At 70.7% G+C, this 26399-nt stretch carries 24 protein-coding genes; 14 read left to right on the plus strand and 10 right to left on the minus strand.

What is annotated here, in order from left to right:
* The first annotated feature begins 61 nt into the window (after nucleotides 1-61).
* Together ACGFYN_RS11015 and rpiB are read left to right on the plus strand one after the other, a co-directional pair.
* Nucleotides 62-1012, plus strand: coding sequence for an ABC transporter substrate-binding protein (locus ACGFYN_RS11015; protein ID WP_393865478.1), 951 nt, complete (start codon nucleotides 62-64; stop codon nucleotides 1010-1012).
* Between the two features lie 66 nt (nucleotides 1013-1078).
* Complete coding sequence (gene rpiB / locus ACGFYN_RS11020; RefSeq protein ID WP_393865479.1) at nucleotides 1079-1531, plus strand: ribose 5-phosphate isomerase B; 453 nt, start codon at nucleotides 1079-1081, stop codon at nucleotides 1529-1531.
* 52 nt (nucleotides 1532-1583) lie between these two features.
* Here rpiB and ACGFYN_RS11025 read toward each other — a convergent pair whose 3' ends face one another.
* The 5 genes from ACGFYN_RS11025 to ACGFYN_RS11045 all read right to left on the minus strand — a co-directional run bounded on the left by ACGFYN_RS11025 (nucleotide 1584) and on the right by ACGFYN_RS11045 (nucleotide 5468).
* Nucleotides 1584-2432 (minus strand): alpha/beta fold hydrolase, encoded by an 849-nt coding sequence (locus tag ACGFYN_RS11025; RefSeq protein WP_393865480.1) that lies wholly within the window; start codon nucleotides 2430-2432, stop codon nucleotides 1584-1586.
* A 29-nt stretch (nucleotides 2433-2461) separates the two neighbouring features.
* Nucleotides 2462-3295 carry a 3-methyl-2-oxobutanoate hydroxymethyltransferase gene (locus ACGFYN_RS11030; RefSeq protein ID WP_393865481.1) on the minus strand — a complete coding sequence of 278 codons (834 nt, stop codon included), beginning with the start codon at nucleotides 3293-3295 and terminating at the stop codon, nucleotides 2462-2464.
* Between the two features lie 12 nt (nucleotides 3296-3307).
* Nucleotides 3308-3787, minus strand: coding sequence for a 3-methyl-2-oxobutanoate hydroxymethyltransferase (locus ACGFYN_RS11035; protein WP_393865482.1), 480 nt, complete (start codon nucleotides 3785-3787; stop codon nucleotides 3308-3310).
* Between the two features lies 1 nt (nucleotide 3788).
* Nucleotides 3789-5075, minus strand: a complete 1287-nt coding sequence (locus tag ACGFYN_RS11040; RefSeq protein WP_393865483.1) for a Rieske 2Fe-2S domain-containing protein — start codon at nucleotides 5073-5075, stop codon at nucleotides 3789-3791.
* A 69-nt stretch (nucleotides 5076-5144) separates the two neighbouring features.
* Complete coding sequence (locus ACGFYN_RS11045; RefSeq protein ID WP_393865484.1) at nucleotides 5145-5468, minus strand: 2Fe-2S iron-sulfur cluster-binding protein; 324 nt, start codon at nucleotides 5466-5468, stop codon at nucleotides 5145-5147.
* 144 nt (nucleotides 5469-5612) lie between these two features.
* On the opposite strand from ACGFYN_RS11045, the gene ACGFYN_RS11050 reads away from it, so the two are divergent.
* From ACGFYN_RS11050 to ACGFYN_RS11095, 10 genes are all read left to right on the plus strand, one after another.
* Nucleotides 5613-6374 (plus strand): 2,3-diphosphoglycerate-dependent phosphoglycerate mutase, encoded by a 762-nt coding sequence (locus tag ACGFYN_RS11050; RefSeq protein ID WP_393865485.1) that lies wholly within the window; start codon nucleotides 5613-5615, stop codon nucleotides 6372-6374.
* Between the two features lie 93 nt (nucleotides 6375-6467).
* Nucleotides 6468-7601 carry an ethanolamine ammonia lyase-activating protein gene (locus ACGFYN_RS11055; protein ID WP_393865486.1) on the plus strand — a complete coding sequence of 378 codons (1134 nt, stop codon included), beginning with the start codon at nucleotides 6468-6470 and terminating at the stop codon, nucleotides 7599-7601.
* A 30-nt stretch (nucleotides 7602-7631) separates the two neighbouring features.
* Nucleotides 7632-9206 carry an ethanolamine ammonia-lyase reactivating factor EutA gene (locus tag ACGFYN_RS11060; RefSeq protein ID WP_393865487.1) on the plus strand — a complete coding sequence of 525 codons (1575 nt, stop codon included), beginning with the start codon at nucleotides 7632-7634 and terminating at the stop codon, nucleotides 9204-9206.
* Between the two features lie 275 nt (nucleotides 9207-9481).
* Complete coding sequence (locus ACGFYN_RS11065) at nucleotides 9482-10588, plus strand: ABC transporter substrate-binding protein (RefSeq protein ID WP_393865488.1); 1107 nt, start codon at nucleotides 9482-9484, stop codon at nucleotides 10586-10588.
* 39 nt (nucleotides 10589-10627) lie between these two features.
* A complete protein-coding gene (locus ACGFYN_RS11070) occupies nucleotides 10628-11737 on the plus strand; it encodes an ABC transporter substrate-binding protein (protein WP_393865489.1) in 1110 nt (369 codons plus the stop codon).
* A 6-nt stretch (nucleotides 11738-11743) separates the two neighbouring features.
* Nucleotides 11744-13540: an ABC transporter permease gene (locus tag ACGFYN_RS11075; protein ID WP_393865490.1), complete on the plus strand. Its 1797-nt coding sequence runs from the start codon at nucleotides 11744-11746 to the stop codon at nucleotides 13538-13540.
* A gap of 18 nt (nucleotides 13541-13558) precedes the next feature.
* Entirely contained in the window at nucleotides 13559-14695 is a 1137-nt protein-coding gene (locus ACGFYN_RS11080; protein WP_393865491.1) for an ABC transporter ATP-binding protein, read from the plus strand.
* 3 nt (nucleotides 14696-14698) lie between these two features.
* Complete coding sequence (locus tag ACGFYN_RS11085; protein WP_393865492.1) at nucleotides 14699-15928, plus strand: MFS transporter; 1230 nt, start codon at nucleotides 14699-14701, stop codon at nucleotides 15926-15928.
* Nucleotides 15929-15971: 43 nt separating this feature from the next.
* Nucleotides 15972-17042, plus strand: coding sequence for a cupin domain-containing protein (locus ACGFYN_RS11090; protein ID WP_393865493.1), 1071 nt, complete (start codon nucleotides 15972-15974; stop codon nucleotides 17040-17042).
* Nucleotides 17043-17057: 15 nt separating this feature from the next.
* Nucleotides 17058-17945, plus strand: coding sequence for an AAA family ATPase (locus ACGFYN_RS11095; RefSeq protein ID WP_393865494.1), 888 nt, complete (start codon nucleotides 17058-17060; stop codon nucleotides 17943-17945).
* A gap of 80 nt (nucleotides 17946-18025) precedes the next feature.
* Here the strand turns inward: ACGFYN_RS11095 and ACGFYN_RS11100 are convergent, their stop codons facing one another.
* Nucleotides 18026-19036, minus strand: coding sequence for a cupin domain-containing protein (locus ACGFYN_RS11100; protein WP_393865495.1), 1011 nt, complete (start codon nucleotides 19034-19036; stop codon nucleotides 18026-18028).
* Between the two features lie 154 nt (nucleotides 19037-19190).
* Complete coding sequence (locus ACGFYN_RS11105) at nucleotides 19191-19979, minus strand: FadR/GntR family transcriptional regulator (RefSeq protein ID WP_393865496.1); 789 nt, start codon at nucleotides 19977-19979, stop codon at nucleotides 19191-19193.
* Nucleotides 19980-20095: 116 nt separating this feature from the next.
* Between ACGFYN_RS11105 and ACGFYN_RS11110 the strand changes: the two genes are divergently transcribed.
* Both ACGFYN_RS11110 and ACGFYN_RS11115 read left to right on the plus strand, forming a co-directional pair.
* Nucleotides 20096-20860: a class II aldolase/adducin family protein gene (locus tag ACGFYN_RS11110; protein WP_393865497.1), complete on the plus strand. Its 765-nt coding sequence runs from the start codon at nucleotides 20096-20098 to the stop codon at nucleotides 20858-20860.
* A gap of 38 nt (nucleotides 20861-20898) precedes the next feature.
* Nucleotides 20899-21993 carry an ornithine cyclodeaminase family protein gene (locus tag ACGFYN_RS11115; protein ID WP_393865498.1) on the plus strand — a complete coding sequence of 365 codons (1095 nt, stop codon included), beginning with the start codon at nucleotides 20899-20901 and terminating at the stop codon, nucleotides 21991-21993.
* 6 nt (nucleotides 21994-21999) lie between these two features.
* On the opposite strand, the gene ACGFYN_RS11120 is transcribed toward ACGFYN_RS11115, so the two are convergent.
* From ACGFYN_RS11120 to ACGFYN_RS11130, 3 genes are all read right to left on the minus strand, one after another.
* Complete coding sequence (locus tag ACGFYN_RS11120; RefSeq protein ID WP_393865499.1) at nucleotides 22000-22497, minus strand: hypothetical protein; 498 nt, start codon at nucleotides 22495-22497, stop codon at nucleotides 22000-22002.
* Between the two features lie 43 nt (nucleotides 22498-22540).
* Complete coding sequence (locus ACGFYN_RS11125; protein WP_393865500.1) at nucleotides 22541-25423, minus strand: ATP-binding protein; 2883 nt, start codon at nucleotides 25421-25423, stop codon at nucleotides 22541-22543.
* A gap of 122 nt (nucleotides 25424-25545) precedes the next feature.
* The gene (locus tag ACGFYN_RS11130; protein WP_393865501.1) at nucleotides 25546-26181 is read right to left on the minus strand and encodes a dihydrofolate reductase family protein; all 636 of its coding nucleotides are present in this window, start codon (nucleotides 26179-26181) and stop codon (nucleotides 25546-25548) included.
* Between the last annotated feature and the right edge of the window lie 218 nt (nucleotides 26182-26399).

A 26399-nucleotide genomic window follows, 5' to 3' on the forward strand; every position in this document is an offset into this window, starting at 1 on the left:
GTGTGTCCCGCTGGAGCGACAGTCTATGGACGAATGGACTAACCATGCTACCTTTCGGCGCATGGTGATACCTCAGCTCAGGACAGTGACCCGCACCCAGGGCAACAACGAGGCGCTCAAGACCGGGGCGGTGACGCCCCACGGCTTCAGGTTCGAGTTCGAGGAAGTGCCGGTTCTGGTGCAGGCGTTCCGGCGGATGGTGCGCGGGAACGAGTTCGACGTCAGCGAGATGGCGCTGACCACGTATCTGGTGGCGAAGGCGCACGGCGCCCGCTTCACGGCCGTGCCCACGTTTCTGGTACGCGGCTTCCACCACGGCGCGATCTTCCACGACCCGGCGTCGGACGTAAGTGAGCCCAAGGACCTGGAGGGCCGGCGGGTCGGCGTCAGCCGGGGCTACACGGTCACCACGGGCGTCTGGGCGCGTGCGGTCCTCAGCGAGGAGTACGGCGTCGACCTCGGCAAGGTCACGTGGGTGCTCTCGGGCGACGAGCATGTGGCGGAGTTCCGGCCGCCGTCGAACGTCGTCCCGCTGGAGCCCGGGCGCACCCTGGAGGAGTCGCTGATCGACGGCGACCTGGCGGCGGTGATCGGACCGCGGCCCGAGTCACCGGCGCTCGCTCCGCTGATCCCCGATCCGGAGGAGGCCGGGTTCACGGCGCTGCGCGAGCAGGGGCTGTACCCGATCAATCACCTGGTGGTGATCAGGAACGAACTGCTCACCGAGCGCCCGGAGTTGGGGGCAGATGTCTTCGACGCGTTCGCCCGCGCCAAGAAGTTGTACGTGGATCGGCTGCGGCGGCAGGACACCGGGGGCGACTCCCCCACCGACCGTATGTACCGGCGGGTCATGGAGGTCACGGACGGTGCGGATCCACTGCCGTACGGGATCGAGCCCAACCTGGCCGTCCTGGAGGGGCTGATGCGGCACGCGGTCGATCAGCGGATTCTCGAACGGCCCCTGCCGCTGGACGGGTTGTTCGCGGAGACGACACGCACGCTAACCGCCTGACTCTCTCGCTCACCGCCTGATCCGGGCGCCGACCACCGGACCCGCTCGTCCGCCGAAGGGACACAGATGCGCATCGCCATCGCCGCCGACCACAACGGCTTCGCCCTCAAGACCCGGCTCACCGCCTGGCTCACGGCCGCCGGGCACACCGTCGACGACCGGGGCAGCCACTCCGACGAAACGGTCGACTACCCGCCGCTGTGCGCGGACGTCTGCCGGCAGGTGACCGAGGGCGCCGCCGACCGCGGCATCGTCCTCGGCGGCAGTGGCCTCGGCGAGACCATCGCCTGCAACAAGCTCCGCGGCATCCGGGCCGGCCTCTGCCACGACCTCTGGAGCACCCGCATCTCCCGCGGCAACAACGACTCCAACGTCCTGGTCCTCGCGGCGAAGGTGCTCACGCCGGACGTGGCCGAGGAGATCGTCCAGGTGTGGCTGACGACGCCGTTCAACGGGGGTGTGCATGCTCGGCGGCTGGAGCAGATCGCCGAGCTGGAAGCGCTCGCCTCCCGGGGCTGAACGGCACGGGCGCGACCGCGGCTCCCCGCCGCCGGTCGCGCCCTTCTCGCGTCTACGACCGGGCCAGGAACTCCAACACCCGTTCCGGCGCGGTCTCTTCCGTCTGTTCGGCCACCGGCACGTCCCAGTACTCGGTGTCCGGCAGGCATTCCTGCAGGTACCGCGCGGCCGACGGTGCGTGTGAGGTGTCCTGGCCCGGCACGATCAGGGCCGGCACGTCCAGGCGCAGCAGGTCCTCGGGTTCGGGGCCCGGCACCGTGTCGCGGTCGAACAGCAGTCTTGCCATGCCGGACACGGTCGTCCGGTAGCGGGCGGGGTCGGTCCGGGCGTACTCGGCCGCGAACTCCGCGTCGTGGCGGATCACTTGGGCCCAGGGGCCGACCCGGGGGTCCTTCGTGAAGCCCGCCTTCGTGCTCCGGGCCAGCGCCACCACCGCCTCAGGGCCGTGCTCGTCGACGTAGGCAAGGTGGCGTTCGAAGCGTTCGTGCTGCTTCATGCGGTACTTGACGCCGCCGGCGGGCGAGTACAGGACCATGCTCAGTACGCGCTCGGGGTGGGCCACCGCGACCGACGCCACGGTCGAGCAGCCGACGCAGCCGCCCATCAAGTGGGCGCGCTCGATGCCGAGATGGTCGAGCAGGCCCACGCCCTGGCGAACGTAGGACGCCCAGGAGACGCGTTCCAGGCGGCCGCCGGAGCGGCCCGACTCGCGCCGGTCGAAGGTGATGCAGGTGAATTTCTCGGAGAGGTGGTCCAGCAGGCGCAGTCGGCGGTAGACGCCCACCGTGCGCCAGCTCTCCAGGCTCGAGTCGAAGCCGCCGGGCGAGAACATCAGCAAGGGCGGTCCCGAGCCGGTGACTTCGTAGCGGGTGGGGATGGCGTCGATGACGGCCGTGGGCACGGTTCGTGCTCCCTTCGTGAGGCCGGGGTTCAGGTCGCCGGCGGGACGGGGACACCGCCGGCGACCTGGCGTGCGGCCCGTACGTCCGCCGCGTACGCGGTGATCGCGTCGAGCGTGGTCCGGGCGACGTCGGCGTAGGTCTCGGGCGGGTCGTCCAGCGACGAGGCGGCGTAGCCGATGGCCGCGTGGGCCATCCGCATCCGGCCATCGAGCCAGGGCCCGCCGCCGAAGCCGCCGACCACGGGCACCGAGACGGCCGCGGCGACCGCCGCACCCACCACCGGGCCGGAGTTGGTGAAGTTCAGCAGGACCGCACCGGCCTCCTCGAGCCGCTTGGCCTCGGCGACCATCGCGTCCTGCATGGCCTCCGGCACCTGGTCGGCGGAGGAAGGGATCGCGTTGTACTCGACGCCGTAGCGCAGCGCGGTCTGCGGGGTGATGCCGAACTGCGCGAACACCGGGATGCCGGCGCGCGTGATCGCCTCGACGGCCTCGGGGAAGTCGGCGGCGGCGTCGAGCTTGACCAGGTCGACCCCGGCCTCCTTGACGAACCGGACCGCCGCCCGGACGGCGCTGTCGGTGCCCTCCTGGAGCGGGCCGAACGGGAAGTCGACGCTGACCAGGGCCCGTTGGACACCGCGCCGCACCGCCTTGGCGACGACGAGCATCTCGTCCATCGTCACCTCGAAGGGGTTGGAATGGCCCCACAGGTTCACGCCGACGGTGTCGCCGACGGAGACCAGTTCCACTCCCGCCCGGTCCACGATGCGCGCGATCTGGTAGTCCCAGGCGACGACGCCGACGATCTTGCGGCGCTCCTCCTTCATCCGCCGCAGACCGCGCAGCGTGACCTTGTCGGACATGTGCCCGGCCTCCTAGACCCTGAGTGCGGTGAGCAGTTCGAAGGCGTCGCCCTCGTCGGCGGAGAGCAGCAGGACGCGGGCGTACGGCCGCAGCGCGGCGACCGCGTCGTCCGCCTCGAAGCCGTCGCCCAGGACCACTCCGGCGGTGGTGATGCCGCGCCGGCCGCAGATCCGGCCGATCGCGGCCGCGGCCGCCCGGCCACCGTCCTCGGTGGCGAGCACGACGACCACGTCGGTGCCGGTGAGCACCTGTTCCAACGGGACGGCGGTGCCGTCGAGTTCGTGCAGTCGCGCGTCGCCGTCGCTGGTGTAGAAGCGGGCATGGGCCCAGGGCCGTCCGGCCAGCCGGCGGGCGACGGCCGCCGCCCTCTCGTCGAGCGCGACGACACGGGCGGAGCGGGCCGGCCGGATCGGTACGTCGATCCGGTACCGGGACTCGCTCGCCGAGGCCGCGCGGGCGCTCTCGCTCAACTGCATGGCGGGTGTCGTCATGTCACACCGAGGCCTGCGGGACGCCGGGCGTCACCTTGACCGCGTCACGGCAGGAGTCCAGGAAGGACTCGGCCTGCGGCAGGACCACGGCCGCCGAACGCACCTGGTGGTGCTCGGGGTTCACCCCGGGCGGGACTACACCCTCGTCGCGCAGGGCGACGGCGGCCTTGCGCAGCTTCTGGCGGGCCTTGATGATCCCGCTGTCCGCGGGCACGAGCCGTTCCTTGCTGCGGTCGACGACGGGGCCCATGCTCTCCTGCAGCGAGGCGTCCTGCATGGCGATGCCGGCCACGCCGGAGTAGGTCTCGCCGCGCCTCTGCGCCTCACGGTCGATCAGGTAGTCGTTGTCCATGTTGGCCATCGGCCGGTAGGTGCCCGGGATGTTCTTGCTGTGCACGCCGTGGCCGTCGATCATCGCCTGCCGCTCGGTCTCGGTGAGCGCGCGCACGGGGTGGTAGTCGAAGGAGTACGTCCAGCAGTTCTCGTCGTCGATCGGCACCCAGAAGTGGCCGTGCACGGGGTGGTCGCCGCGCGGCGGGACCATGGTGAACGCCGGCATCACATAGGGCGTGATCCGCCAGTAGTACTTGCCCTCCTCGGCGTTGCGCCGGGCGCCGACGAAGAGCCCGCCCTCGCTGTCGGCGACCTCGAAGAAGGGCTTGGTGTCCTTCATGTTGTACTCGTTGCCCTTGGCTCCCCGGAACAGCGGGTCGGTCTTCAGGCCGCCGGAGTGCAGGAACGTGACGTGGCTGGAGTCGATACCGCCCTCGAAGGCCTGCAGCCAGTTGCACTGCTGCCAGCGCTTGGAGGTGTAGGTCTGCTCCGCCGGGACGTGCACCCACTCGAACTCGGGCAGCGGGGGCTGGGTGGCGCGGTCGCCCATGTAGGTCCACAGCACGTCGCCGATCCGGACCAGCGGGTACGAGGTGAGCTGGACGTTCTGGCAGAAGCTGCTGTTGTCGGCCTCGGAGGGCACCTCGATGCACTGGCCGGTGATGTCGTACTTCCAGCCGTGGTACGGGCAGCGCAGTCCGGAGCCCTCGTTGCGGCCGAACCAGAGGGAGGCGCCGCGGTGGGCGCAGAACTCGTCGACCAGGCCGTAGCGTCCCTCGCTGTCGCGGAAGGCGACCATGCGCTCCGACAGGAGCTTGACGCGCACGGGCGGGCAGTCGTCGTCCGGAAGTTCCTCGGCGAGCAGTGCGGGGATCCAGTACTGGCGGAACAGCTCGCCCATGGGCGTTCCCGGACCGGTCTGGGTGAGCAGTTCGTTGATGTCTTTCCTGAGCACAGCCGTTTCCCTTTCAGGTACTGACCCGTGGCCGGGTCGTGGACGTCGGTGCTGAACGGGGCGGCGCGGTCAGGGCTGCTCCGGGGGGATGTCGACGGTCAGGCCGCCGAGCTCCGGGGTGACGCGGATCTGGCACGACAGCCGGCTGGTGTCGCGACGCTCGGCCACGGCGAGGTCGAGGAGGTCCTCCTCCATGTCGCCGGGCGGGCCGACGAGTTGCGCGAACTCCTCGCGCACCCAGACATGGCAGGTGGCGCAGGACTGGTTGCCGCCGCATTCGGCGACGATCCCCGGAACGCCGTTCTGCACCGCGGCCGTCATGACCGAGTCCCCGACCGTGGCATCGACGGTGTACTCGGGACCGTCACTGCCGACGAAGATCACCTTGGGCAAGGTCCCTGTTTCCTCTCGCGATCGGTGGATCCACTGCGGACGGGCAGGCCGTCGGGGCCACTTTCCCGGTCCGGTGGTCTGTCCATTAGACCAGATCTGGAGAACGCGAAACAAGAGACCGGACGCGGGGTCACAATCGGCGGCATGCGAACGCTGATCCTTCTGCGCCACGGTGAGAGCGCGTGGAACTCCAAGAACCTGTTCACCGGCTGGATCGATGTGGACCTGACCTCGCGCGGCGAGGACCAGGCCCGTGACAGCGGGCAGTCGCTGCGCACGGCCGGACTGCTGCCGCAGTCGGTGCACACGTCCGTCCTGACCCGCGCGGCGCGCACCGCGGCACTGGCCATGGAAGCCGTCGGCTCCTGGGCCCCGATCACCCGGCACTGGCGGCTCAACGAGCGTCACTACGGCGCCCTCCAGGGCCGCGAGAAGAGCGAGATCCTGCGGGAGTTCGGCGAGGAGCGCTTCCGGCTGTGGCGTCGCTCCTACGACGCGGCGCCACCGCCCGCACCCGAGGGCGGCACCGGGGACGTGGCGCACGACGGGCGTTACCCGGACCTGCCCCGTGAGCTGCTGCCGCGCACCGAGTCGCTCGCCGACGTCACCGCCCGGCTGCTGCCGTACTGGCACGACGCCGTCGTGCCCGATCTGCGCGCGGGCCGGACCGTACTGGTCGTCGCGCACAGCAACTCGCTGCGGGCACTGGCCGCCCACCTCGACCGCCTCGGCCGCGAGGAGTTGCTGGACCTCAACATCCCGACGGGCCTGCCCCTGCGGTACGACCTGGGCGAGGACCTGGTGCCGCTCGTGCGCGGCGGTCGCTATCTGGATCCGGACGCCGCCGCCGAAGCCGCGGCCGACGTGGCCGATCAAGGTCGAAGGCGACTGGGCACGACTCGTTGACGGCTCTCAGGGGTGGCCTTATGGTTCTACCAATCCACCCCCTGTGAATGTCAGCACATGTCGTGCTGAACGAGCCGACCGGGAAGGGCCCGCATGGCCAAGGACGCGATCGTCAACGACACCCTGGCGGCGAAGTTCGCCACCGAGAAGGACTCCCCGTACACGCGCTGGGTGGCCGCCGAAGGCCTGGAGATCATCGCCGCCCACTACATACCCGACCTGCGCACCGTCGAGCTGAAGCCGTGGGAACGGCGCGGCGGCCGGGGCGTGTTCATCAACCACGAGGCCACCCGCACCTCCAACGACTGCTACGTCTGCGAGATCCCGGCGGGCGGCAAGCTCGCCCCGCAGCGGCAGCTGTTCGAGGAGATGATCCTCGTCCTCGAGGGCCAGGGCTCGACCAAGGTCTGGAACGACTCCGGCGCCGAGGTCAGCTTCGAGTGGCAGGCCGGATCGATCTTCGCCATCCCGCTCAACGCCCACCACCAGCACTTCAACGGCTCCGGCCGCAAGGCTGCCCGCTTCGTCTCCTCGACGAACATGCCGCCGGTCATCAATCTCTACGGCGATCCCGAATTCGTCTTCGGCACCCCGCGGGACTTCCCGGACCGCTTCGACGGCGATCCCGACTACTTCTCCCCCAAGGGCGAGCAGAAGGGTCTGCTGCTCGACACGAACTTCGTCGCCGACGCGGTCAACCTGCCGCTGGTCGAGGCGAAGGAGCGCGGCGCCGGCGGCGGGCACATCCGGTTCGCGATGGCCAAGGGCTCGATGAACAGCCATATCTCACAGTTCCCGACCGCCACGTACAAGAAGGGCCATCGGCACGGCCCGGGCGCCCACGTCATCATCCTCTCCGGCGAGGGCTACAGCCTGATGTGGCCGGAGGGCGAGGAGCCCCGCCGCTACGAGTGGGGGCCCGGCACGCTGATCGTGCCGCCCAACATGTGGTTCCACCAGCACTTCAACACCGGTACCGAGCCCGGCCGTTACCTCGCCTTCAAGCACGAGGTGGTCTCCGTGCGCAACGCCCAGGGCGTGCCGAAGGCCTGGATCAGCAAGCGCATCGGCGGCGACCAGATCGACTACGCGGACGAGTCGCCGTATGTGCGCGAGACCTTCCGCGAGGCGCTCGCCAAGCACGGCATGGAGCCGCGGATGGATGCCGTCTACGAGGCCGAGCTCGCCACGCTGCCGCCGCTGCCGGAGCAGCCCGCCACCGTCTGACCCACGCGACGTCCATCGAGGAGCGGGACTGTGCCGCACACCGAAAGACACGACCATGACGACGGGGTGCGCACGGTTCACTCGGCGTACCTCCCCGACCACGACCATCTGCACGACGACGAGGACTACGGGGCGCTGGAGGACAACCCGATCTGGCAGCAGGACAACGTCACGCTGCACAGCGTCGGCATGGACATCGGCTCCTCCGGCACCCAGGTCGTCTTCTCGCGGCTTCATCTGCGGCGCATCAGCGAGGACTTGACGAGCCGTTACCTCGTGGTGCGGCGCGAGACCCTGCACCGCTCGCCGGTGGAGCTCACGCCCTACGCCGACGACGAGCACATCGACGCGCCGGTGCTCGGCTCGATCATCGACGCGGCCTACCGCGAGGCGGACGTCGAGCCTGCCGACGTGGACACCGGTGTCGTCATCCTCACCGGTGAGGCGCTGCGCCGCCGCAACGCCGAGGCCATCGCGGGCATTCTCGCCGAGCGCGGCGGCGAGCTGGTGAACGCGAGCGCCGGCCACCACATGGAGGCGATGCTCGCCGCCTACGGCTCGGGCGCGGCGCAGGCGTCCTACGAGAGCGGCCGTCGCATCCTGAACGTCGACATCGGCGGCGGGACCACCAAGCTCGCCGTGCTCGACCACGGCCGGGTCACCGCGACCGCGGCCGTGCACATCGGCGGGCGCCTCCAGGTGGTCGACGACACGGGCCGTATCGTCCGGCTCGACCCGGCCGGGGCCGGGCACGCCGCCCGCGCCGGGTTCACCTGGAAGACCGGGGACACGGTCACCGGCGCGGAGCTGACGGTGGTGGCGGAGTCGATGGCGGACGCGCTGGTCGCGGCCGTCACCGACGACGAGCCGCCCGCCGAAGTCCGCGACCTGTATCTCACCGACCCGCTGCCCGGCCCCGGCCCGATCGACGGGGTGATGTTCTCGGGCGGGGTCGCCGAGTACGTCTACGGCCGTGAGGACACCGACTTCGGTGATCTGGGCCGCCGGCTGGGCCACGCGCTGCGCCGGCGCGTCGGCTCGGGCGCGCTGCCCTATCCCCTGCTGCCCGCGGGCGAGTGCATCCGGGCCACTGCGCTCGGGGCCTCGGAGTACAGCGTCCAGCTCAGCGGCAACACGGGCTGCGTCTCGGACCCGGACGCGCTGCTGCCGCGCCGTAATCTGCAGGTCGTGCGGCCGCTCCACGAGCTCGGGGAGGTGGTGGACGCGGCGGAGGTCGAAGCCGCGATCCGCCGGCACCTGGTCGCCCTCGACGTCACGCAGACCGGCGCGGACATCGCGCTCGCCCTGTCGTGGAGCGGGCTGCCGAGCCACGAGCGCCTGCTGCCCTTCGCCCGGGGCATCAGGGACGCCGTCGCCGAGCGGACGGCCGCGGGGCTGCCGCTGTACGTCGTGCTCGACGGGGACGTCGCCATGACCCTCGGCCGGCTGCTGCGCGAGGAGCTGGACGTCACCGGGGACGTGCTCGTCATCGACGGACTGAGCCTGCGCGACTTCGACTACGTCGACATCGGCCGGCTGCGTTTACCGTCCGGCACGGTCCCGGTCACCATCAAGTCGCTCGTCTTCGGCCAGGACCCCCGCTGAGCCGCCGGGTGCCCGTCCCGGGGCACCCGGCCCGGTCCTGTAAATCCGCCGGACCCCCGCTCGTAACAATAAGGCAAAGCTCTGGTCCGGTGGTTAGACCATAAGACCGATCCTGCTGTTTTATGCAGGGAACCCGACACGGTCGGACGTGATCCGCAAAGCGTTCACCGGCCCCCGACGACCTCCCCGTCCCACCGTCGGCCGGCCGCGGTCCCCCACACTCTGTGCTTTTCCGTCCGCACCACGAGCAGTTCGCCTCGTCCAAGGAGTGTGCGATGCGTCAAGGTGCTCTCCCCGCCGGCCTGCTGGCCGCGGGTCTGGTCCTCACCGGCTGCGGTGGCTCCCCCACCACCACGAACGCGGCCGGCTCCGCTCCCGAGAAGAACCCCTACGCCCCCTACGAGTCGCTCACCGGAACCAAGCGCACGGACAAGCTGCTGGCCGACGCCAAGAGCGAGGGCGGCACGCTGGACCTCTACACCTCCAACACCGACATCCAGGACCTCGTCGACGCGTTCCAGAAGGCCTACCCCGGCGTCAAGGTGCACGCCTTCCGGGCCAACTCGGAGACGGTGCTGCAGCGGGCCGTCCAGGAGAACGACGCGAACAAGCCGCAGAACGACGTGATGGACACCAACGACCTCGAACTGCGCGCCCTGGACGCCCAGCACCTGCTGCACGCCTACCAGGGACCTGCCGAGGCGAACCTGAAGGACGCCGCGAAGAACCTCGGCGGCTGGACCGCCGAGCGCTTCAACGCCTTCGTCGTCGGCTGGAACACCAACCAGGTCAAGAAGGGCGAGGAGCCCACCGACTTCGCGGACTTCGCCGACCCCAAGTGGAAGGGCAAGCTCTCCGTCGAGGTCGGCGACTGGGACTGGTACGCGTCGATGCACACGTACCTGACCGAGGAGAAGGGGATGTCCGACGCCGACGCGGACGCCCTGTTCAAGAAGATCGCCACCAACGTGAAGGTGGTCAAGGGCCACACCGTGCAGGGCGAACTGCTCAGCGCCGGGCAGTTCGCGGTGGCCCTCTCGGTCTACAGTCACACCGTCGACAAGGCCGCCGAGAAGGGCGCGCCGGTCGCCTGGCGCCCGGCCGTCGAGCCGGTGATCCTGCGCCCCAACGGCGTGGCCCTGATGGCCCGCGCCCGGCACCCCGCGGCCGCGCTGCTGTGGACCGACTGGGTGCTCGGCGCCGGCCAGAAGGTCATCGCAGAGTCGCTGCGCATCCCCGCGGCCAAGCAGGTGCCCGGCTACAAGGACCCGATCCCGGCAGGCACCAAGACCTACAGCCTCTCGAAGACAGCCGAGACCGACACCAAGAAATGGAACACCGCCTACGACGCGCTGTTGCGCGGCGTCCCCGCGGCGGGCTGACCGCACACCCCCGATCGCATCTCTCCAGGAGAGCACCGCATGAGCACCCGTAACACCACCCTCGCCGTGGCCGTGCTGCTGGTCGCGGCCGTCACCACCGGATGCGGCGGTGCCGTCACCACCGCCTCCAACGCCAAGGCCAGCGGCGTCTACACGCAGATAGCCGGCCTCCCCAAGGACCAACAGCGCGCCAAGGCCGAGGAGCTGGCCAAGAAGGAGGGCAGCACGCTCTCCCTCTACACGTCGATGACCGCGGACATCGCGACGCCGGTCGCCGATGCCTTCCAGAAGAAGTACGGCATCCATGTCAGCGTCTTCCGCGGCAACTCCGAGACGGTGCTCCAGCGGGCCATGCAGGAGGCCCAGGCCGGGAAGGCCGGGGCCGACGCGGTGGAGACCAACTTCCTGGAGATGACCGCACTCTCCGACAACAAGATCCTGGCCGACTTCAACGGCTCGGCCCTCGCAAAGGTCGAGCCCACCGGCAAGTTCAAGCACTGGACGGCGAGCCGCTTCAACGTCTTCCAGCCCGCCTGGAACACCGACCTGATCAAGCCCGGCCAGGAGCCGCACAGTTGGGAGGACCTGGCGCTGCCCAAGTACAAGGGCAAGATCACTCTCGAGGTCAGCGACAGCGACTGGTTCGAGAACGTCACCAAGTACTGGCTGGACCACGGCAAGTCGCAGGCCGAGGTCGACAAGCTGTGGAAGGACATCGTCGCCAACTCCAAGGTGGCCAAGGGCCACACGACGATGATGCAGTTCCTCACCGCGGGCCAGACGCCCATGGAGGCGATGAACTACACGTACATCACGGACCGCGCCGCCGAGAAGGGCGCCCCCGTGTCCCATCTGCCGAAGAGCGGCACGTCGTCGATCCCCGCCTTCGGCCGGCCCAACGGCGTTGGCATGATCAAGGACGCCCAGCACCCGGCCGCCGCCTGGCTGTTCTACGACTGGCTGCTCACCGACGGCCAGAAGGAGCTGGTCAAGCTCGGTCTCACGCCGTCCACGAAGGTCCCCGGCGACAAGAGCCTGAACGGCATCACGCTCGTGCCCTTCGACGTCAAGGGCCTGAGCAAGGACGACGGCAGCTGGGACAAGAAGTACGACGCACTGCTGCGCGGTGCCGCGTCCGTGGGGAAGTGACGGCCGATGACCCTCGTACCGACCACCACCTCACGTGACGACGGTCCCGGCCCCGCGCCGGCACCGGAACCACCCGATGCCGCCCGGCCCGGCAGGCTCGTCCGGCTGCTGAAGCGCCCGCTGTCCCTCCAGGGGCTGCTGGTCGGCGGCGCCGTGATCATCGTCGGCTACCTCGCGGTCGTGCCGCTGGGCTACCTCATCCACGACACGTTCCTGAGCGCCGACGGCAGCGGTGTCTCCTTCGGCGCCTTCTCCCGGGCCTACGGCGGCAATTCGCAGTCCGGCGAGATGATGCTCAACTCGCTGTGGTTCGCGATCGGCGCGGCCGCGCTGGCCCTCGTCCTCGGCACCGCGCTGGCCTACATCCAGGTGCGCACGGACACGCCGTTCAAGGCGCTGTTCTTCGCCGCCTCGCTGGTGCCGCTGATCGTCCCCGGCATTCTGTACGCCACCTCGTGGATCTTCCTGGGCGACCCGTCCAGTGGACTGCTCAACGCCCTCGTGTTCAAGCCCCTGTTCGGCTCCTCGCCGATCAACATCTACAGCGTGTGGGGCATGATCTGGGTGCAGGGGCTGCATCTCGCGCCGGTCGCGTTCCTGCTCATGGTCGCCGCCTTCCGCGCGATGGACCCCTCGCTGGAGGAGTCCGCCGCCATGTCGGGGGCGAGCCGGCTCACTGTGCTGCGCCGGGTCACGGTACCGCTGCTGCGCCCTGCGATGATCTCGGCGGCGCTGCTGATGTTCGTGCAGTCCCTGGAGAGCTTCGAGGTCCCGGGCCTGCTCGGACTGCAGAACGGCATCTACGTCTTCACCAGCCGCATCTACTTCGTGCTGCGGGCCTACCCCGTCGACTACGGAGCGGCCGGAGCGTACGCCATCGGTCTGCTCGTCATCGCCGCCGTGGGCGTGCTGCTCTCGACGTGGCTGCAGCGCTCCTCGCGCAACTTCCAGACGGTGACCGGCAAGGCCTTCCGGCCGCGCCCGGTCGAACTGGGCCGCGCCAGGCCCTTCGTGGGCGCGGGAGTGATCCTCTACTTCCTGCTCACCGTCGTCCTGCCGGTCGCCGTCCTCGTCTACGCCTCGCTGCTGAAGTACTACGCGGCGCCGACGCACAAGACGATCAGCCAGATGACGCTGGCCAACTACCGCACGGTCCTCAACATGCCGCTGGCGTTCACGGCGCTGAAGAACTCGCTGATCGTCGGCCTGGGCGCGGCGACCGTGGTGATGATCCTGACCGCGATCGTGTCCTGGGTGGTGCTGCGCACCAAGGCGCCCGGCCGGCGGGTCCTCGACCTGCTCGCCTTCACGCCCATCGTCATCCCCGGCCTGGTCCTGGGTCTCGCGCTGTCGTTCGTCTACCTGCGGATGCCGCTGCCGATCTACGGCACCCTGCTGATCCTGCTGGTGTCGTACTGCACGCGCTATCTGCCCTACGGCATGCGCTACTCCTCGTCGGCGATGGCGCAGATGTCCCCGGAGCTGGAGGAGTCGGCCGCGGTGTCGGGCGCCTCCTGGTTCCAGACCTTCCGGCGGGTGGTTCTGCCGCTGATGAGCGGCGGCATCATGGCCGGCTGGGTCTACATCCTCGTCGTGTCCTTCCGCGAGCTCTCCAGCACGATCCTGCTCTACAGCCCCGGCAAGGAGGTGCTGTCGGTGCTGATCTGGGAGCAGTTCGAGAACGGCCAGTTCACCACCCTCGCCGCCCTGGGCGTCCTGATGGTCGTCCTGCTCGTCGTGCTGGTCTCCGTCGCCTACCGGCTGGGCGCCCGCTTCGGGCTGCAGAACGACTCCGCGAACTAACCGAAGGAACCATCAGCGATGTTGACGGTCGAATCCCTCAAGAAGAGCTACGACGACACATCGGGACGCAGGTCGAAACGCGGTTCCGGGGCGGGCACACGGGTGTACGCCGTGGGCGGGGTCGACTTCGAGGTCCAGGACGGCGAGCTGTTCACGCTGCTGGGCCCCTCCGGCTGCGGCAAGACCACGACGCTGCGCTCCGTCGCCGGCCTCGAACGCCCCACCGAGGGGCGGGTGACGCTCGGCGGACGGGTCCTGTACGACCACACGCAGGGCATCAACATGCGCGCCAACCGGCGTGGGCTCGGCATGGTGTTCCAGTCGTACGCGATCTGGCCGCACATGTCGGTCTTCAAGAACGTCTCCTTCCCGCTGGAGGTGCTGCCCCGCGCCAAGCGCCCGGACCGCAAGGAGATCGAGGACCGGGTCGGGCAGGTCCTCGACGTGATCGAGCTCGGTGCCTACGCGTCCCGGCCCGCCACCAAGCTCTCCGGCGGCCAGCAGCAGCGTCTGGCCCTGGCCCGCGCCTTGGTGACGCGCCCCGAACTGATGCTGCTCGACGAGCCGCTGTCCAACCTGGACGCCAAGCTGCGCGAGTCCATGCGCTTCGAACTCAAGCGTCTGCAACGGGAGTTGAACCTCACCGCGATCTATGTGACGCACGACCAGTCCGAGGCGCTGGTGATGTCGAACCGGATCGCCGTGATGAACCAGGGCCGTATCGAGCAGATCGGCAAGCCCCGCGAGATCTACACCAAGCCGGCCACCCGCTTCGTCGCGGAGTTCATCGGCACCTCCAACTTCATGGAGGCGAAGGTGGTTTCGGTCAAGGGCGACGAGGTGCAGGCCGACACCGCGCACGGCCGGATGGTCGCGCGCGGGGTGGAGCGGGTGCCCGGCATCGGGGACACGGTGCTGATCTCGGTCCGGCCCGAGTGCGTCGACCTGTCCCGCGAGCGGCGCGGCGACGTGCCCAACGAGTGGTCGGGCACCATCCGCAACCGCGCCTTCATGGGCGATGTCGTCGACCACATCGTGGGCGTGGGCGACCTGGAGATCCGCAACCGCTCCAACCCCAACCTGTCGATCCCGCCCGGGACCGAGGTCCACTTCAGCGTGGCCCCCGACAAGGTGACGCTGGTCCCGGTCGACTGAGCGATGCCGATACCCCAGGTACTGCGCAATCGCGACTTCACCCTCTACTGGGGCGGCGTCATCCTCTCCCAGATCGGGACCAGGGGCGCCGTCGCAGCCAACCTCTACCAGGTCTACCAACTCACCGGCTCCACCGCCCAGGTGGGCCTGGTGGGCCTGGCCCAGGCGGTCGCCCTGCTGGTGCTGTCACCGGCCGGCGGGATCTATGCCGACCGCCTGGACCGGCGCCGCCTGCTCCAGGCCACGCAGGCCCTCGCCCTGCTGGTGTCGGCGGGACTGGCCGTGATCACGCTCGCCCACGCGGCCACGGTGTGGACGGTCGTCGTCTCCTCGCTCCTCGCGACGGCGGCGGCAACCTTCGACCAGCCCGCCCGGCAGGCCCTGATCCCGGCGATGGTCCCCCGCGAACGCCTCGTCGACGCGTTCGCCCTGCTCAACCCCTCGCGTGAACTGGCCGTCCTGGTCGGGCCCGCCTTCGCGGGCGTCCTGATCGCGGTCGGCGGGCCCGGCGCGGTCTACGTCTTCGACGCCGTCACCTACGCCGCCCTCGTCGTCGTCCTGGCCGTGCTGCGCGTGCCGCCACTGGTGGCCGACACCGAACGGCGCTCGCTGCTGGAGAGCATGCGGGAAGGCGTGCGCTACGTCGCCCACCGGCCCGTGGTCTGGCAGTTGATGGGCCTGGACATGACGGCCACGGTGTTCGGCGCCTACCGGGTGCTGCTGCCTGCCTTCGCAGCGAACGTCCTGCACGTCGGCGCCACCGGTTACGGGCTGCTGTCCGCGGCGCCCTCGGCCGGCGCCCTGATCGGCTCGGTGTGGGTCTTCCGGCTCATCCGCACGGCGCGCGCCGGGCGGATCGTGCTGTGGGGAACGGCCGCGTACGGACTGGCCGTTGTGGGCCTGGCGCAGGCGCGCGTGTTCACCGTGGCGATCGTCATGGCCCTTCTCCTGGGCGCCGCGGACGCGGTCGCGACCACCGTCCGCCACGCCGCCGTCCAGGTCGAGACCCCGGACGAACTGCGCGGCCGGGTCTCGGCGATCTACCAGATGTGCTCGCGGGGCGGTCCCGCGCTCGGCGACTCGGTGATGGGCCTGTTCGCGGGTGCCGTCGGCCCGATCGTCGCGCTGACGGTGGGCGGCCTGGTGCCCACGGCCGTGTCCGCGGCGAGCGCGGTGCGCAGCCGCACCGTCCGCCGGTACAGCGTGCCCCAGCCGGAGCCCGCCACCTCTTGAACCCCATCTGAACTCCCCCGCTCGTCCAAGCCTGTTGGGAGACATGTTGAGTACGCACACCACGACCGAAGTCACCCACTACCACGTCCAGAAACGCCGGCGCGCCGCCTTCATCGAGGAGTGGCGCAAGACCCACCGCACGATCGTCGCCCTCGAGGACGTCGTGATGCACCCGACCGAACGCGGCAGCCGCGTCGGCGTCTACGTCGGCGCCGACGGCGACCGGCCGACCCGCACCATGGACGCCCTCGCCCACGAGATCGACCCCGGGACGACGACCACGCTGCACCGGCACTCCTGGGACGCGATGGTGTTCGTCGTGGCCGGCCGGGGCTGGACCGAGATCGACGGCAAGCGCGTCGACTGGGGGCCCGGCGACTCGCTCCATCTGCCCGCCTGGTCCTGGCACCGCAGCGGCAACGACGGTGACACCACGACGCGTTACCTCACCTTCTCCAGCGCGCCGCTGCTGGAGACGATGGGCATGGCCTTGATCGAGGACGCCGGGCCCACCCCGGTCTCCGAACTGCCGTCGCGCCCCGCCTTCTCCCCCGGCCGCGACGGCGCCGACCCGTACGCCAACCGGCTGCGCCGGCTCGCCCGCGACCAGGAGGCGCGCCGCTCGGGCCGGCTGCACACCAGCTGGGACGAGCTCGAGCTGCGCAACACCCCGCGCGGCACCCGTACGACCTTCCTGCTCGACCGCGCCATCGGCTACCAGGCGTCCGGCATCACCATGGCGATGTTCGAGATCGGCCCGGGCCGCGCCCAGTCGATGCACCGGCACCCGGGCGAGGCCTGGCTGTACGTGGTCGAGGGCTCCGGCGAGAGCTATCTGGGCACCGAGCCGGAGGGCGGCGAGAAGCACCCGTGGAAGAAGGGCGACATCATCGTCGTCGACCACTTCCTATGGCATCAGCACATCAACAGCCACCCGGAGCAGACCGCGAAGGTGGTCCGTATCCATATGTTCGACAGCCTGCTGGAGACGATGCGGGCGCTGTGCGATCCGCTGGTGCTCTTCGAGGAGCCGCCGGAGCACATCCGCGACGCACAGGCCGGTGACCCGACGACGATCCAGTGGCCGGCGCTGACGCGCCCGACGTGGCCGTGAACGGGGGCGGACGCGGTGACTGAGGCACTGCCGCACGGCGTCGCCGGGATCCATGCACTGCCCGCCGACCACCACGACGGGCCGTGGGACTCCGTGATCGTCGAAAACCGGCTGAAGGAAAGGCTGTTGGCGACCGCCGTCCTGGTGCTGCGGCACGGGCGGCGGCTCGCCGGCTCGGCCGTGGCACCGCACGGTCTGGTCGTGCTCGCGGGTCCGCCGGGCACCGGCAAGACGACGCTGGCCCAGGGGCTCGCGCAGGCCGCGGCACGCACGCTGGCCCCGCACGGCGCGACGACGCTCGTCGAGGTAGATCCGCACGCCTTCCCGAGCGAGATGCTCGGCGAGAGCCAGCGCTCGGTCTCCCGGCTGTTCCGGGAGACCCTGCCCGAGCTGGCCGCCCGCCGTCCGCACACCGTCGTCCTGGTCGACGAGGTCGAGGCGCTCGCCGTACGGCGGCACTCGGCCTCGTTCGACACCAACCCGGTGGACGTGCACCGGGCGACGGACGCGGTGCTCAGCGGACTGGACGCGCTGCGGGCCCAGCGTCCCGGCACGCTGCTCGTGGTGACGACGAACTTCGCCGAGGCCGTCGACGACGCTTTCCTGTCCCGGGCCGACCTCGTCGTGCCGACCGAGCTGCCCGACGAGTCGGTAATCCCGCGGATCGTCGCCGACTCGCTGCGCGGTCTGGCGGCGCAGTGGCCCGAACTGGCCGTACTCGCCGAGGACTCGGCCGTGCACCGGAAGGTGGGCAAGCTGCTGCACGGTCTGGACGGGCGCCGTATCCGCAAGACCGTGCACGGGGCGCTCGCCCTGCGCCTGGAGACGGCGCGCGAGCCGGCACTGCTGGGCCTCGACGACCTCGTCGCGGCCGCCGAGGAGGCCGCGGCAGAGCGATCGTGACACGACGTCGAAGACTTCGGCCCCACACCCTCTCGGAAGGGTGTGGGGCCGAAGTCGTATACCGGTTGGTCGTTTACCGGTCAGTCGTTCTGCGCGGCCTCGTACTCGGGCGCGTCCTCCATGAAGTGCACCGTGTCGTAACCGAGGTGCTTGAAGACGCGGTTCTGCGCCGAGAGCACCCTGAGGGGCGTGCCGTCGTAGGCGAAGAGCTGGCAGACGTGGTTCTGCGGCACGTACAGCGTGTCGCCCTGGGTGATCTCGTGCCGGGTGGGCTCCTTGGCGACCCGCGCGTAGTACTTCTCGGCGATCTCCGCCTCGACCTCCCACTGGAGGGCGTAGCCGCCGCCTTCGAGGACGTAGAAGACCTCGTCGGCCATCTTCCAGTACTTGCCGGAGCGGCTGCCGGCCGGGATGTCGAGTTCGAATGCGTCGACGGAGAAGATGCGGGCGTCGGTGCGCTCGGGCGAGGACATCACGCGGACCCGGCCGAGCGGGGTGTTCTCCCAGGTGGTGTCGCCGATACCGATGACCTTCTTGCGGTCCAGGACGCCGGGCGTCCAGATCCGCGACCAGTCCTCGCGCGGCCCGAACTCCGCCTCGCGCTCGACCGGTCCGCTGCGCCCCTGCTGGAGCAGGCCCATGAACATCCAGGTGCTCTTGGCCTTCACCACCAGGGCGGTCGCGGTCTCGTCGTAGGGGTTGAAGTGGCGGTGCACGGAGTCGGTGTGGACGAAGACGAGGTCGTCCTTGGTCCAGTCGTAGCGCTGGTCGTCGTGGATCTCGTAGCCGCGCCCCTGGAGGATGTAGAAGGCCGCCTCGTTCTGGTGGCCGTGCCCGTGGTTGCTGGACTGCGGCGGCAGTTCGACGAAGTGGACCTGGATCGTCTGGGTGAGGAACTCCTCGTCACCGGGGCCGACCCGCCACCACGTCCGGGACTTCTCGCTGTCGCCCGAGTGGGCCACCTTCGCGTCGTCGACGACCACCGAGTCGTCGCGCACCCGCTTGACGGCCAGCTGCTGCCGGCGGAACTCCCCGAGCCCGTAGGTCTCCGAGGTCAGGCCGCGGACGAAGACGCGTCCCTTCTTGCCCATGGTGCCTCCGATGGATCACTGAGAATGGATGACTTTGGATGGATCACTCTGGATGACTGATGGTCTAACCATAATGCCTTAGCGCGGGACATAAAAGAGTCCCGGGTCCAACCCGACCCGGGACTCGATCAGTTGTGGATCACTCGGATCCGGCTCACCTGCCGGCGCCGCCGCCCTTCACACGCGACGCGGTGCGCCGGATGTGCGTCCGCATGATCTCCGAGGCGGTCTCGGCGTCGCGGGCGGCCACGGCGTCGACGAACTTGCGGTGCTCCTTGGAGCCGTGCAGCCCCATCTGCGGCTCGACGCTCTGCGCCTCACGCAGGCTCATCAGCAGCGGGCCATGGAAGGACTGGACGAGCATCTCGATCGCGGTGTTGTGTGTGCAGGCCGCGACCCGGGTGTGGAAGTCGGCGGACATCTCCATGTCGTAGACGCCCTGCTTGACCGCCTCGGCGTGCTCGTCGCACAGCGCGCGCAGCTCGGCGATGTCCTCGTCGGTGGCGCGCTCCACGACGAGGGGCACGATGCCGAGCTCGAAGACGAGCCGCGCCTCGGTGACCTCGGCCGCCGTCAGCGGCGACAGGGAGAGCAGATCGGCGAGGCCCTCACCGACGCGCTGCGACGACGGCGCCGTCACGAACGCGCCGCCACGGGCGCCGACCCTGATCTCGACCAGCCCGCTGGCCTCCAGGCTGCGCAGGGCTTCGCGCACGGTCACTCGGCTGACGCCGAACTGCACGCACAGCTCCCGTTCGCTGGGGAGCCGGTCGCCCGGTTGCAGGCGCTGTTCCTTCAGCAGCAGCTTGATCTGCTCGACGATCAGCTGGGAAACACGGCTCGAGGAGACCGCCTTGAACAGACCCTCCGCCGGGACGGTCTTCTTGGCGGTGGTCTTCTCGTCGTTCTCAGCGCGTTGAGGCTGGCTCGGTCGCGAAGGCATGCGCGCATTGTCCCATGGTCAGAGGGTTCGTTGACCTCATACTACGCAATGGCTTAAAGTCATACCAACAGTCCAATAGCCTGACGGTGAATCCAGGTGAGGAGATCGACACGGCCATGAGATCACCGGAAGGCTCCCGCGAAGCACTGCGCGAACGTGTGGCCCTGGCGTGCCGGGCGCTCGCCGTCACCGGCCTCGTCGAGCACATCCTCGGCCACATCAGCGCACGGACCGGTCCCGAGTCACTTCTCGTCCGCGGGCGCGGGCCGCAGGAGCGGGGACTCGCCTTCACCGTCGTGGAGGACGTGCAGGAGGTGAACCTCGAGGGCCGGGGCGACCTTCCCGAGGGCTGGCGGGTGCCCGGCGAACTGCCCATCCACAGCGAGGTGTTGCGGGCCCGCCCGGAGGTCACGGCCGTGGTGCACGCCCACCCGCCCGCGGTGGTCGCCGCCTCCGTCGCCGAACTGCCCTGGATCCCCCTCGTCGGCTCCTACGACATCCCGGCCGCCCGCCTGGCCCACGAAGGCATCCCGGTCTGGCCCCGCTCGGCGCTGATCCGCCGCCGCGACCTGGCCGAGCAGATGGTGGCCGCGCTCGGGGACCGTCCTGTCGCCGTGCTGCGCGGGCACGGCCTGGTCGCCGTCGGCACGGGCGATCCGGCGCACGCGGTCGCGGAGGCCGTCACACGGGCCCTGGCGGTCGACTCGCTGGCCCGCACCGCCCTCGCCGTCGCCGCGACGGGCGCTCCCCTGCGTCCCATCCCCGACGAGGACATCGCCGAACTGCCCGATCTGGGACCGGCGTTCAACGTGTCGGCGATGTGGCGTCATCTCGCCGCCCGGGTGGCGCACGAAGGCCCGGACACCCCCTTGCGCGGCTGACCTGCCCCGGCCCCCGGGTCCCGACCGAGCGGAGGATCATGCTCGTCCTCGACAACAAGGTCACGGCCGCCGTGCTCACCATGCCCGACGTGGTGCGGGCGCTGGAAGAGTCGTACCGCGACCTGGCCGACGGCACGGGCGTGTGCCGGCCCCGCATCGACCTCAACCTGCCGGTCGACGACTCACGCGTGTACCGGTGGGGAACCATGGAGGGCGGCTCGGCCCGCAGTGGCTACGTCGCCCTCCGCATGAAGTCCGACGTGCTCACCGAGACCGGCCCGCCGGGTCTGCGCACCCAGGAGAAGTACTGCGTACGGCCGGGACTGTTCTGCGGTCTGGTGCTGCTGCTCGACGCCCGCACCGGCGAGCCCCTGGCCCTCCTCAACGACGGGCTGCTCCAGCATCTGCGGGTCGGCGCCGACTCGGCGATCGGCGTGCGCTTCGCGGCCCGCGAGGACGCCCGGGTGCTGGGGCTGCTGGGCTCGGGCGGCATGGCACGTAGCCATGTCGAGGCCTTCCTGACCGTGCGCCCGCTCGAACGTATCCAGGTGTTCAGCCCCACCCGCGGTCACCGTGAGCGCTTCGCGGCCGAGATGCGCGAGCTGCACGGCCTGGACGTGGTGGCGGTCGACGAGCCCGAACTGGCCCATCGCGGCGCGGACATCGTGGCGGGCTGCACCGACGCGGTAGGCGACGTCGTCCTCGGCGGCCACCTCTCCCCCGGCACTCATGTCACCTGTATCGGCGGGCACCCCGACGCCCGGGCCAGGGAGCGTTTCGACGTCTGGTTGCGGCTGGGCAGCGCCGGCGTGCCCGTGTCCAACCCGAGCTGGGCGACCGACGACGAGTATGTCGGCTACCGGGCCGCACCCGACGCTCCCGTCTGGCGCCACCACCACGAGCGGGGACCGAAACCCGCGCCCGGCCACGCCCGCCGGGTCGCGCTCGAAGCCGTCCTCGCGGGCCGCGACCGGGCCCGCGACGACGAACGGCAGGTGACGTTCTCCGAGCGCGGCAACATCCAGGGCGCGCAGTTCCACGCCGTCGCGGCGGTCGTCTACGAACGAGCCCGCGAGCGCGGTCTCGGGCACGAGATCCCGCGCGAGTGGCTGCTCCAGGACATCCGCGACTGAGCCGGGTCAGCCCTGCTGGAACAGCTCCGCGGGCAGGGGCTTCAGCAGTGCGTACAGGTCGTCCGTGATGGGGCGGTCCCAGGCGGCGATCGTCACCAGGACGTTGTCGCTGCGGTCGAACTGCACGCAGGAGATCCGGCTCTCGGAGAGCTTCAGACGGCGCACGATCATGAGGTTGTCGCCCTGCATCACCGGCATGTCGTCGACGCCGACGACGCCGACCTCCTCCTCGTTCTCCAGCGCGAGCAGCAGCTGGCCCACCTCGAAGGGGATCTCGCCCTCGGCGACCTCGCGGGCCGGGGAGCCCTCCGGCAGATTGCCGATGATCATCGCGGGGCCGCGGCCGCCGAAGAGGTCGTAGCGCAGGAAGACGCCCTGGCAGCTGCCGTCGGGCGCGGGCAGCAGGCCGGCGCCGAGGTTGCCGGGCCAGTCGCCCGGGTCCATGGCCAGCACATCGAAGTCGGGGCCGGCGGGAGTCGCGCTGCGGCGGCGGAGGAACGACATGTCGCCAATGGTAATGGGACGCGAGGCGGTGGTGCGGGCGAGGTCAGGAAGGTTTCAGCGCCACGGCCAGACCGGTGCCGTCCGTGCCCATCTTCCGGTAGACCGCCGAGAGCAGCCGTACGGCCGTCGCCTCGTCCACCTGGAGCTCGCGCGCGATCTCGGCCTCGGTGCGCCCACGGGCCGCCAGGTTCGCGGCCGACCGCTCGCGACCGGTCAGGGTGTCCGTCTCCGTGCTGTGCAGACGGCGGGGCCGCAGGCCCGCCGCGGCCAGTTCGTCGCGGGCCGTCTCGACCAGCCCGTCGGCGCTGCACTGCACCGCCGCGTCCAGGCCGCGGTAGAGGTGCTCGGCGGCGTCCTGGGGGCGGCCGGCTCGGCGCAGCTCGGTGCCGAGGGCGACGAGTGCGCAGGCCAGCTCGTAGGCGGCCGGGGAGCGTTCGAGGTGGCTGACGGCCTCCTCCAGGTACTTCATGCGGGCCGATCCCGACGAGACCTCGGCGACCGTGCGCAGGGCCTGGCCGACCGCGGACGGGGTGCCGAACAGGCGGGCGCGGGCGAGGGCTTCGAGGGCGGTGCCGACGGCGCGGTCGGGGGTCTCGTGCGCCTCGGCGCGGGCCAGGTGCAGCTGCCAGGGGCACCAGGCGGGGTTGCGGATGCCGCGTGGTTCCAGCCGGCGGCCCGCCGCGGCCAGCTCCTCCGCCGCCTCCTTGACCAGGCCGCGGGCGAGCAGCAGCTCACCGTGCACGGTCTGCACGTCGGGGAAGACGACGGCGGCCGGGTAGGGCGCGCAGAAGGAGTACTGCTCGCCGGTCCGCGCGGCCTCGGCGACCCGGCCGCGGGCCAGCAGCACCTCGATCAGGACACCGACGGCGTACCAGTGCGCGGGGGTGCCGGGGCCTACGCGCTCGGCCAGCCGGAGCCCGGCCTGCACGAAGTCCTCGGCCTCGGCGAGCCGGCCGCGGCGGTAGCGGAGGTAGCCGAGGAGCGTGTACGCGAAGGACAGGTGGGCGCCGCGCCAGCCCTGCCGTTCGTAGTCGGCGATGCCGGAGGCGAAGAGTTCTTCCGTACGGCCCGGCCGGTCGGCGTACATGAAGGCGAGCGCGACCAGGACGGGCACCTCGAAGCCGCGGTCGGGTTCGGCCCAGCCGAGGCCGCCGGCCAGGGCGCGTTCGGCGTGGTGGAGGGCGACGTGGGAGGGCTCGCCGCGCAGCACGGCGTCCCAGGTGCGCAGGCCGATGATGTAGCGCTCGGTGAGGTCGCGGCCCTTGAGGCGGTCGGCGAGCTTGGTGAGCCGCCGGGAGCGGGAGGGGTGGTCGGGCTCGTCGGCACGGAAGGCGTCCCACATGAACTGCTCGGCGACCATGCGCAGCTTGACCCGGGCGTCGTCGGTCACGCGGACCTCGCGGGCGAGGAGGTCGGAGGCCTCGGCGAGGCGGTCGCTGTGGGCGAGCACCTGGGAGAGCCGGTAGACGACGTTGTGGCGCAGTGAGGAGTCGGCGATCGGCTCCTCCAGCGCGGCCCGCAGATGGTTCACCGTGGTCGCCGGCTCGGTGAGCAGGGAGGCGGAGCCCAGTTCGTACAGGACGGCGGCGCGGTCCTCGAAGGGCGGCGGTTCGCGCAGCGCCCGCGCCAGGTAGCTGCGCGCGGCGTCCGGGGCGCCGGCCCGCAGGGTCTCGCCGGCGGCGGCGCGCAGTTGCTGGACGACCCAGGAGTCACCGTCGGGATGCGTCTCCAGCAGGTGGCGGGCCGCGGCGGACGGACCCTGCCCGTCGTTGATCAGGCACCAGGCGGCCTGGCCGTGCAGGGCCACGCGGATGCCGGGCTGGATGGCCCGGTAGACGGCGGTGGCGATCAGCGGGTGGACGAACTCGAGGGCGTCGACGCCGGTGAGGATGCGGGCACCGCGCAGGGCATCGGCGGCGTCGACGGCCTCCTCGTGGCCGACTCCGGCGACGGCGGCGGCCAGTTGCGGATGGATCTCGGTGCCGAGGACCGCGCAGGCCCAGGCGAAGCGCACGGTGGAGGTGCCGAGGCGTTCGAGGCGGGCGACGAGGCCGCTGCCCTTGACGGCGGCGGCGAGGTCGCGCAGCAGGTGCGCTCCTGGCTCGGTCGGGGTGACACCGCGGTCGCGCACCTTGGCGATCAACTCGACCGTCTCGAAAGGGTTTCCGCCGGTGACGGCCCAGCACTCGCGGCAGAACGCGTTGTCGGCGTGCGCCCCGACGGCCTCGCGTACGAGACGGGCGACGGCGGGGGCGCTCAGCGGCTCGAGGCCGATGGGACGGCCACCGGCACGGCCCGGCAGCCGCCTGAACGCCTCGGCGTGGTCCGGGAGTTCGTCGGGCCGGTACGCGACGACGACCAGCAGCGGGAGTTGCTCGGCCCGGGGCGCGAACCCGGCGAGCCAGCCCAGGGATTCGGGGTCGGCCCAGTGGGCGTCGTCGAGGACGAGCACCATCGGGGCGCGCAGCACGGCGAGATGGGTCAGCACCCAGTCCAGGCCGTCGCGCAGTCCCTGCTGGTCCGGCGGTGCGCCCGCGGTCGGGGCGCAGAGGCCGAGGGCGGGGCCGACGATGTCGTACCAACTTCCCAGCGAGGCCCGCAGATCGCCCTCTCCGGAGCCGGCCAGCTGCGGCTGCAGCAGCTGACGGGCGACGTGGAAGGCGACGCGCTGCTCCTGGTCGCCGCCGCGTCCCGAGAGCACCGTGCAGCCCATGGCGGCGGCGCGGCGGCGGACCTCGGCGAGGAGGGTGGTCTTGCCGATGCCCGCCCGTCCGGCGAAGGCCAGCAGGGCACCACGGGGCCGGTCGGAGGGTTCGGCGCCGTCCCTGCGCAGGCCGGTCAGCTCTCCCAACGCCTCGTCGACAGCGGCGAGTTCGCTCTCTCGTTCGAAAATGGTGCGACTGGTCCGCATGATGCGCTGCCCCATGACGTACCCCCTGCCACGGTGGTGGACCCGCGCGGGGAGCGAGCGCGCACCGTGACCTCCAGGCACCTCAGCGTACGCCTCCGGCCGGTCGCGCGACCTGGTCTGTGGATTACTGCCGGAAACTACCTGGCCGGTGCGTACTTGGGGCGGCCGGCGGGCCGGTAGACCTGGATCGCCACGCCCTTGGAGTCGGCTCGCAGGTCGACCAGGTCGAGCGCGGTGTCCGGGCCTTCGGCGGGGAACAGCCGCGCCCCCTGGCCGAGGACCACGGGGACGACGAGCAGGGTGATCTCGTCGACGAGGTCGTGGGCGAGCAGCCAGCGGACCAGGACACCGCTGCCGTGCACCTGCAACTCCCCACCGGGCCGGGCCTTCAGCTCGCGGACGGCCGCCGCGAGATCCCCCGAGAGGACCGTCGTGCCGGCCCACTTCGGGTCGGTGAGCGTGGTCGACGCGACGTACTTGGGCCTGGCGTTCAGGGCCGCCGCGATCTGGTCGCCGTCCGGGTCCTCCGCCGCGGCACGAGCCCTCTCCTCCGCGCCCCAGTAAGGGGCGAAGACCTCGTAGGTCCGACGGCCGAACAGGAACGCGTCGGCACGCTGGTAGGTCCGGCTGATGTACATGAAGGTCGCGTCGTCGAACACGCCCATGGCCCATCCGTCGCGCTCGAATCCGTTCCTGCGTTCCTCCTCCGTCGCGTGGCCGTTGCCCTGCATCACTCCGTCGACGGTGACCTGCGTCATGGTGGTGAGCTTCATCGGTTCGTCCCTGTTTCTCAGTGGCTTTCTGTTACGACCGCAGCACGGCGCGGATCTCATCGGCCCTCCACGCTGATCCATGTGCGCGGTGTGCGGCCGCGATCGGAGCCGGCGCACTCCGTCCACGCGATCCGCGACCCGGTCCTCGCGGGGGCCGAGACGGATCCGATCGGGTACATATGCCGCGGTTGCCGACCTTCGTACGGCCGGCCGGCGAG

Origin of the sequence: Streptomyces sp. NPDC048419 (assembly GCF_043200415.1) — a bacterium.
Lineage (GTDB): Bacteria > Actinomycetota > Actinomycetes > Streptomycetales > Streptomycetaceae > Streptomyces.

Excerpts from the sequence above, each read along its gene's own strand:
- ACGFYN_RS11015 (WP_393865478.1), top strand. The coding sequence starts at position 62 with ATGGTGATACCTCAGCTCAGGACAGTGACCCGCACCCAGGGCAACAAC.
- rpiB (WP_393865479.1), top strand. The coding sequence starts at position 1,079 with ATGCGCATCGCCATCGCCGCCGACCACAACGGCTTCGCCCTCAAGACC.
- ACGFYN_RS11030 (WP_393865481.1), bottom strand. The coding sequence starts at position 3,295 with ATGTCCGACAAGGTCACGCTGCGCGGTCTGCGGCGGATGAAGGAGGAG.
- ACGFYN_RS11035 (WP_393865482.1), bottom strand. The coding sequence starts at position 3,787 with ATGACGACACCCGCCATGCAGTTGAGCGAGAGCGCCCGCGCGGCCTCG.
- ACGFYN_RS11050 (WP_393865485.1), top strand. The coding sequence starts at position 5,613 with ATGCGAACGCTGATCCTTCTGCGCCACGGTGAGAGCGCGTGGAACTCC.
- ACGFYN_RS11055 (WP_393865486.1), top strand. The coding sequence starts at position 6,468 with ATGGCCAAGGACGCGATCGTCAACGACACCCTGGCGGCGAAGTTCGCC.
- ACGFYN_RS11065 (WP_393865488.1), top strand. The coding sequence starts at position 9,482 with ATGCGTCAAGGTGCTCTCCCCGCCGGCCTGCTGGCCGCGGGTCTGGTC.
- ACGFYN_RS11070 (WP_393865489.1), top strand. The coding sequence starts at position 10,628 with ATGAGCACCCGTAACACCACCCTCGCCGTGGCCGTGCTGCTGGTCGCG.
- ACGFYN_RS11075 (WP_393865490.1), top strand. The coding sequence starts at position 11,744 with ATGACCCTCGTACCGACCACCACCTCACGTGACGACGGTCCCGGCCCC.
- ACGFYN_RS11080 (WP_393865491.1), top strand. The coding sequence starts at position 13,559 with ATGTTGACGGTCGAATCCCTCAAGAAGAGCTACGACGACACATCGGGA.
- ACGFYN_RS11085 (WP_393865492.1), top strand. The coding sequence starts at position 14,699 with ATGCCGATACCCCAGGTACTGCGCAATCGCGACTTCACCCTCTACTGG.
- ACGFYN_RS11090 (WP_393865493.1), top strand. The coding sequence starts at position 15,972 with ATGTTGAGTACGCACACCACGACCGAAGTCACCCACTACCACGTCCAG.
- ACGFYN_RS11100 (WP_393865495.1), bottom strand. The coding sequence starts at position 19,036 with ATGGGCAAGAAGGGACGCGTCTTCGTCCGCGGCCTGACCTCGGAGACC.
- ACGFYN_RS11105 (WP_393865496.1), bottom strand. The coding sequence starts at position 19,979 with ATGCCTTCGCGACCGAGCCAGCCTCAACGCGCTGAGAACGACGAGAAG.
- ACGFYN_RS11110 (WP_393865497.1), top strand. The coding sequence starts at position 20,096 with ATGAGATCACCGGAAGGCTCCCGCGAAGCACTGCGCGAACGTGTGGCC.
- ACGFYN_RS11115 (WP_393865498.1), top strand. The coding sequence starts at position 20,899 with ATGCTCGTCCTCGACAACAAGGTCACGGCCGCCGTGCTCACCATGCCC.
- ACGFYN_RS11120 (WP_393865499.1), bottom strand. The coding sequence starts at position 22,497 with ATGTCGTTCCTCCGCCGCCGCAGCGCGACTCCCGCCGGCCCCGACTTC.
- ACGFYN_RS11125 (WP_393865500.1), bottom strand. The coding sequence starts at position 25,423 with ATGGGGCAGCGCATCATGCGGACCAGTCGCACCATTTTCGAACGAGAG.
- ACGFYN_RS11130 (WP_393865501.1), bottom strand. The coding sequence starts at position 26,181 with ATGAAGCTCACCACCATGACGCAGGTCACCGTCGACGGAGTGATGCAG.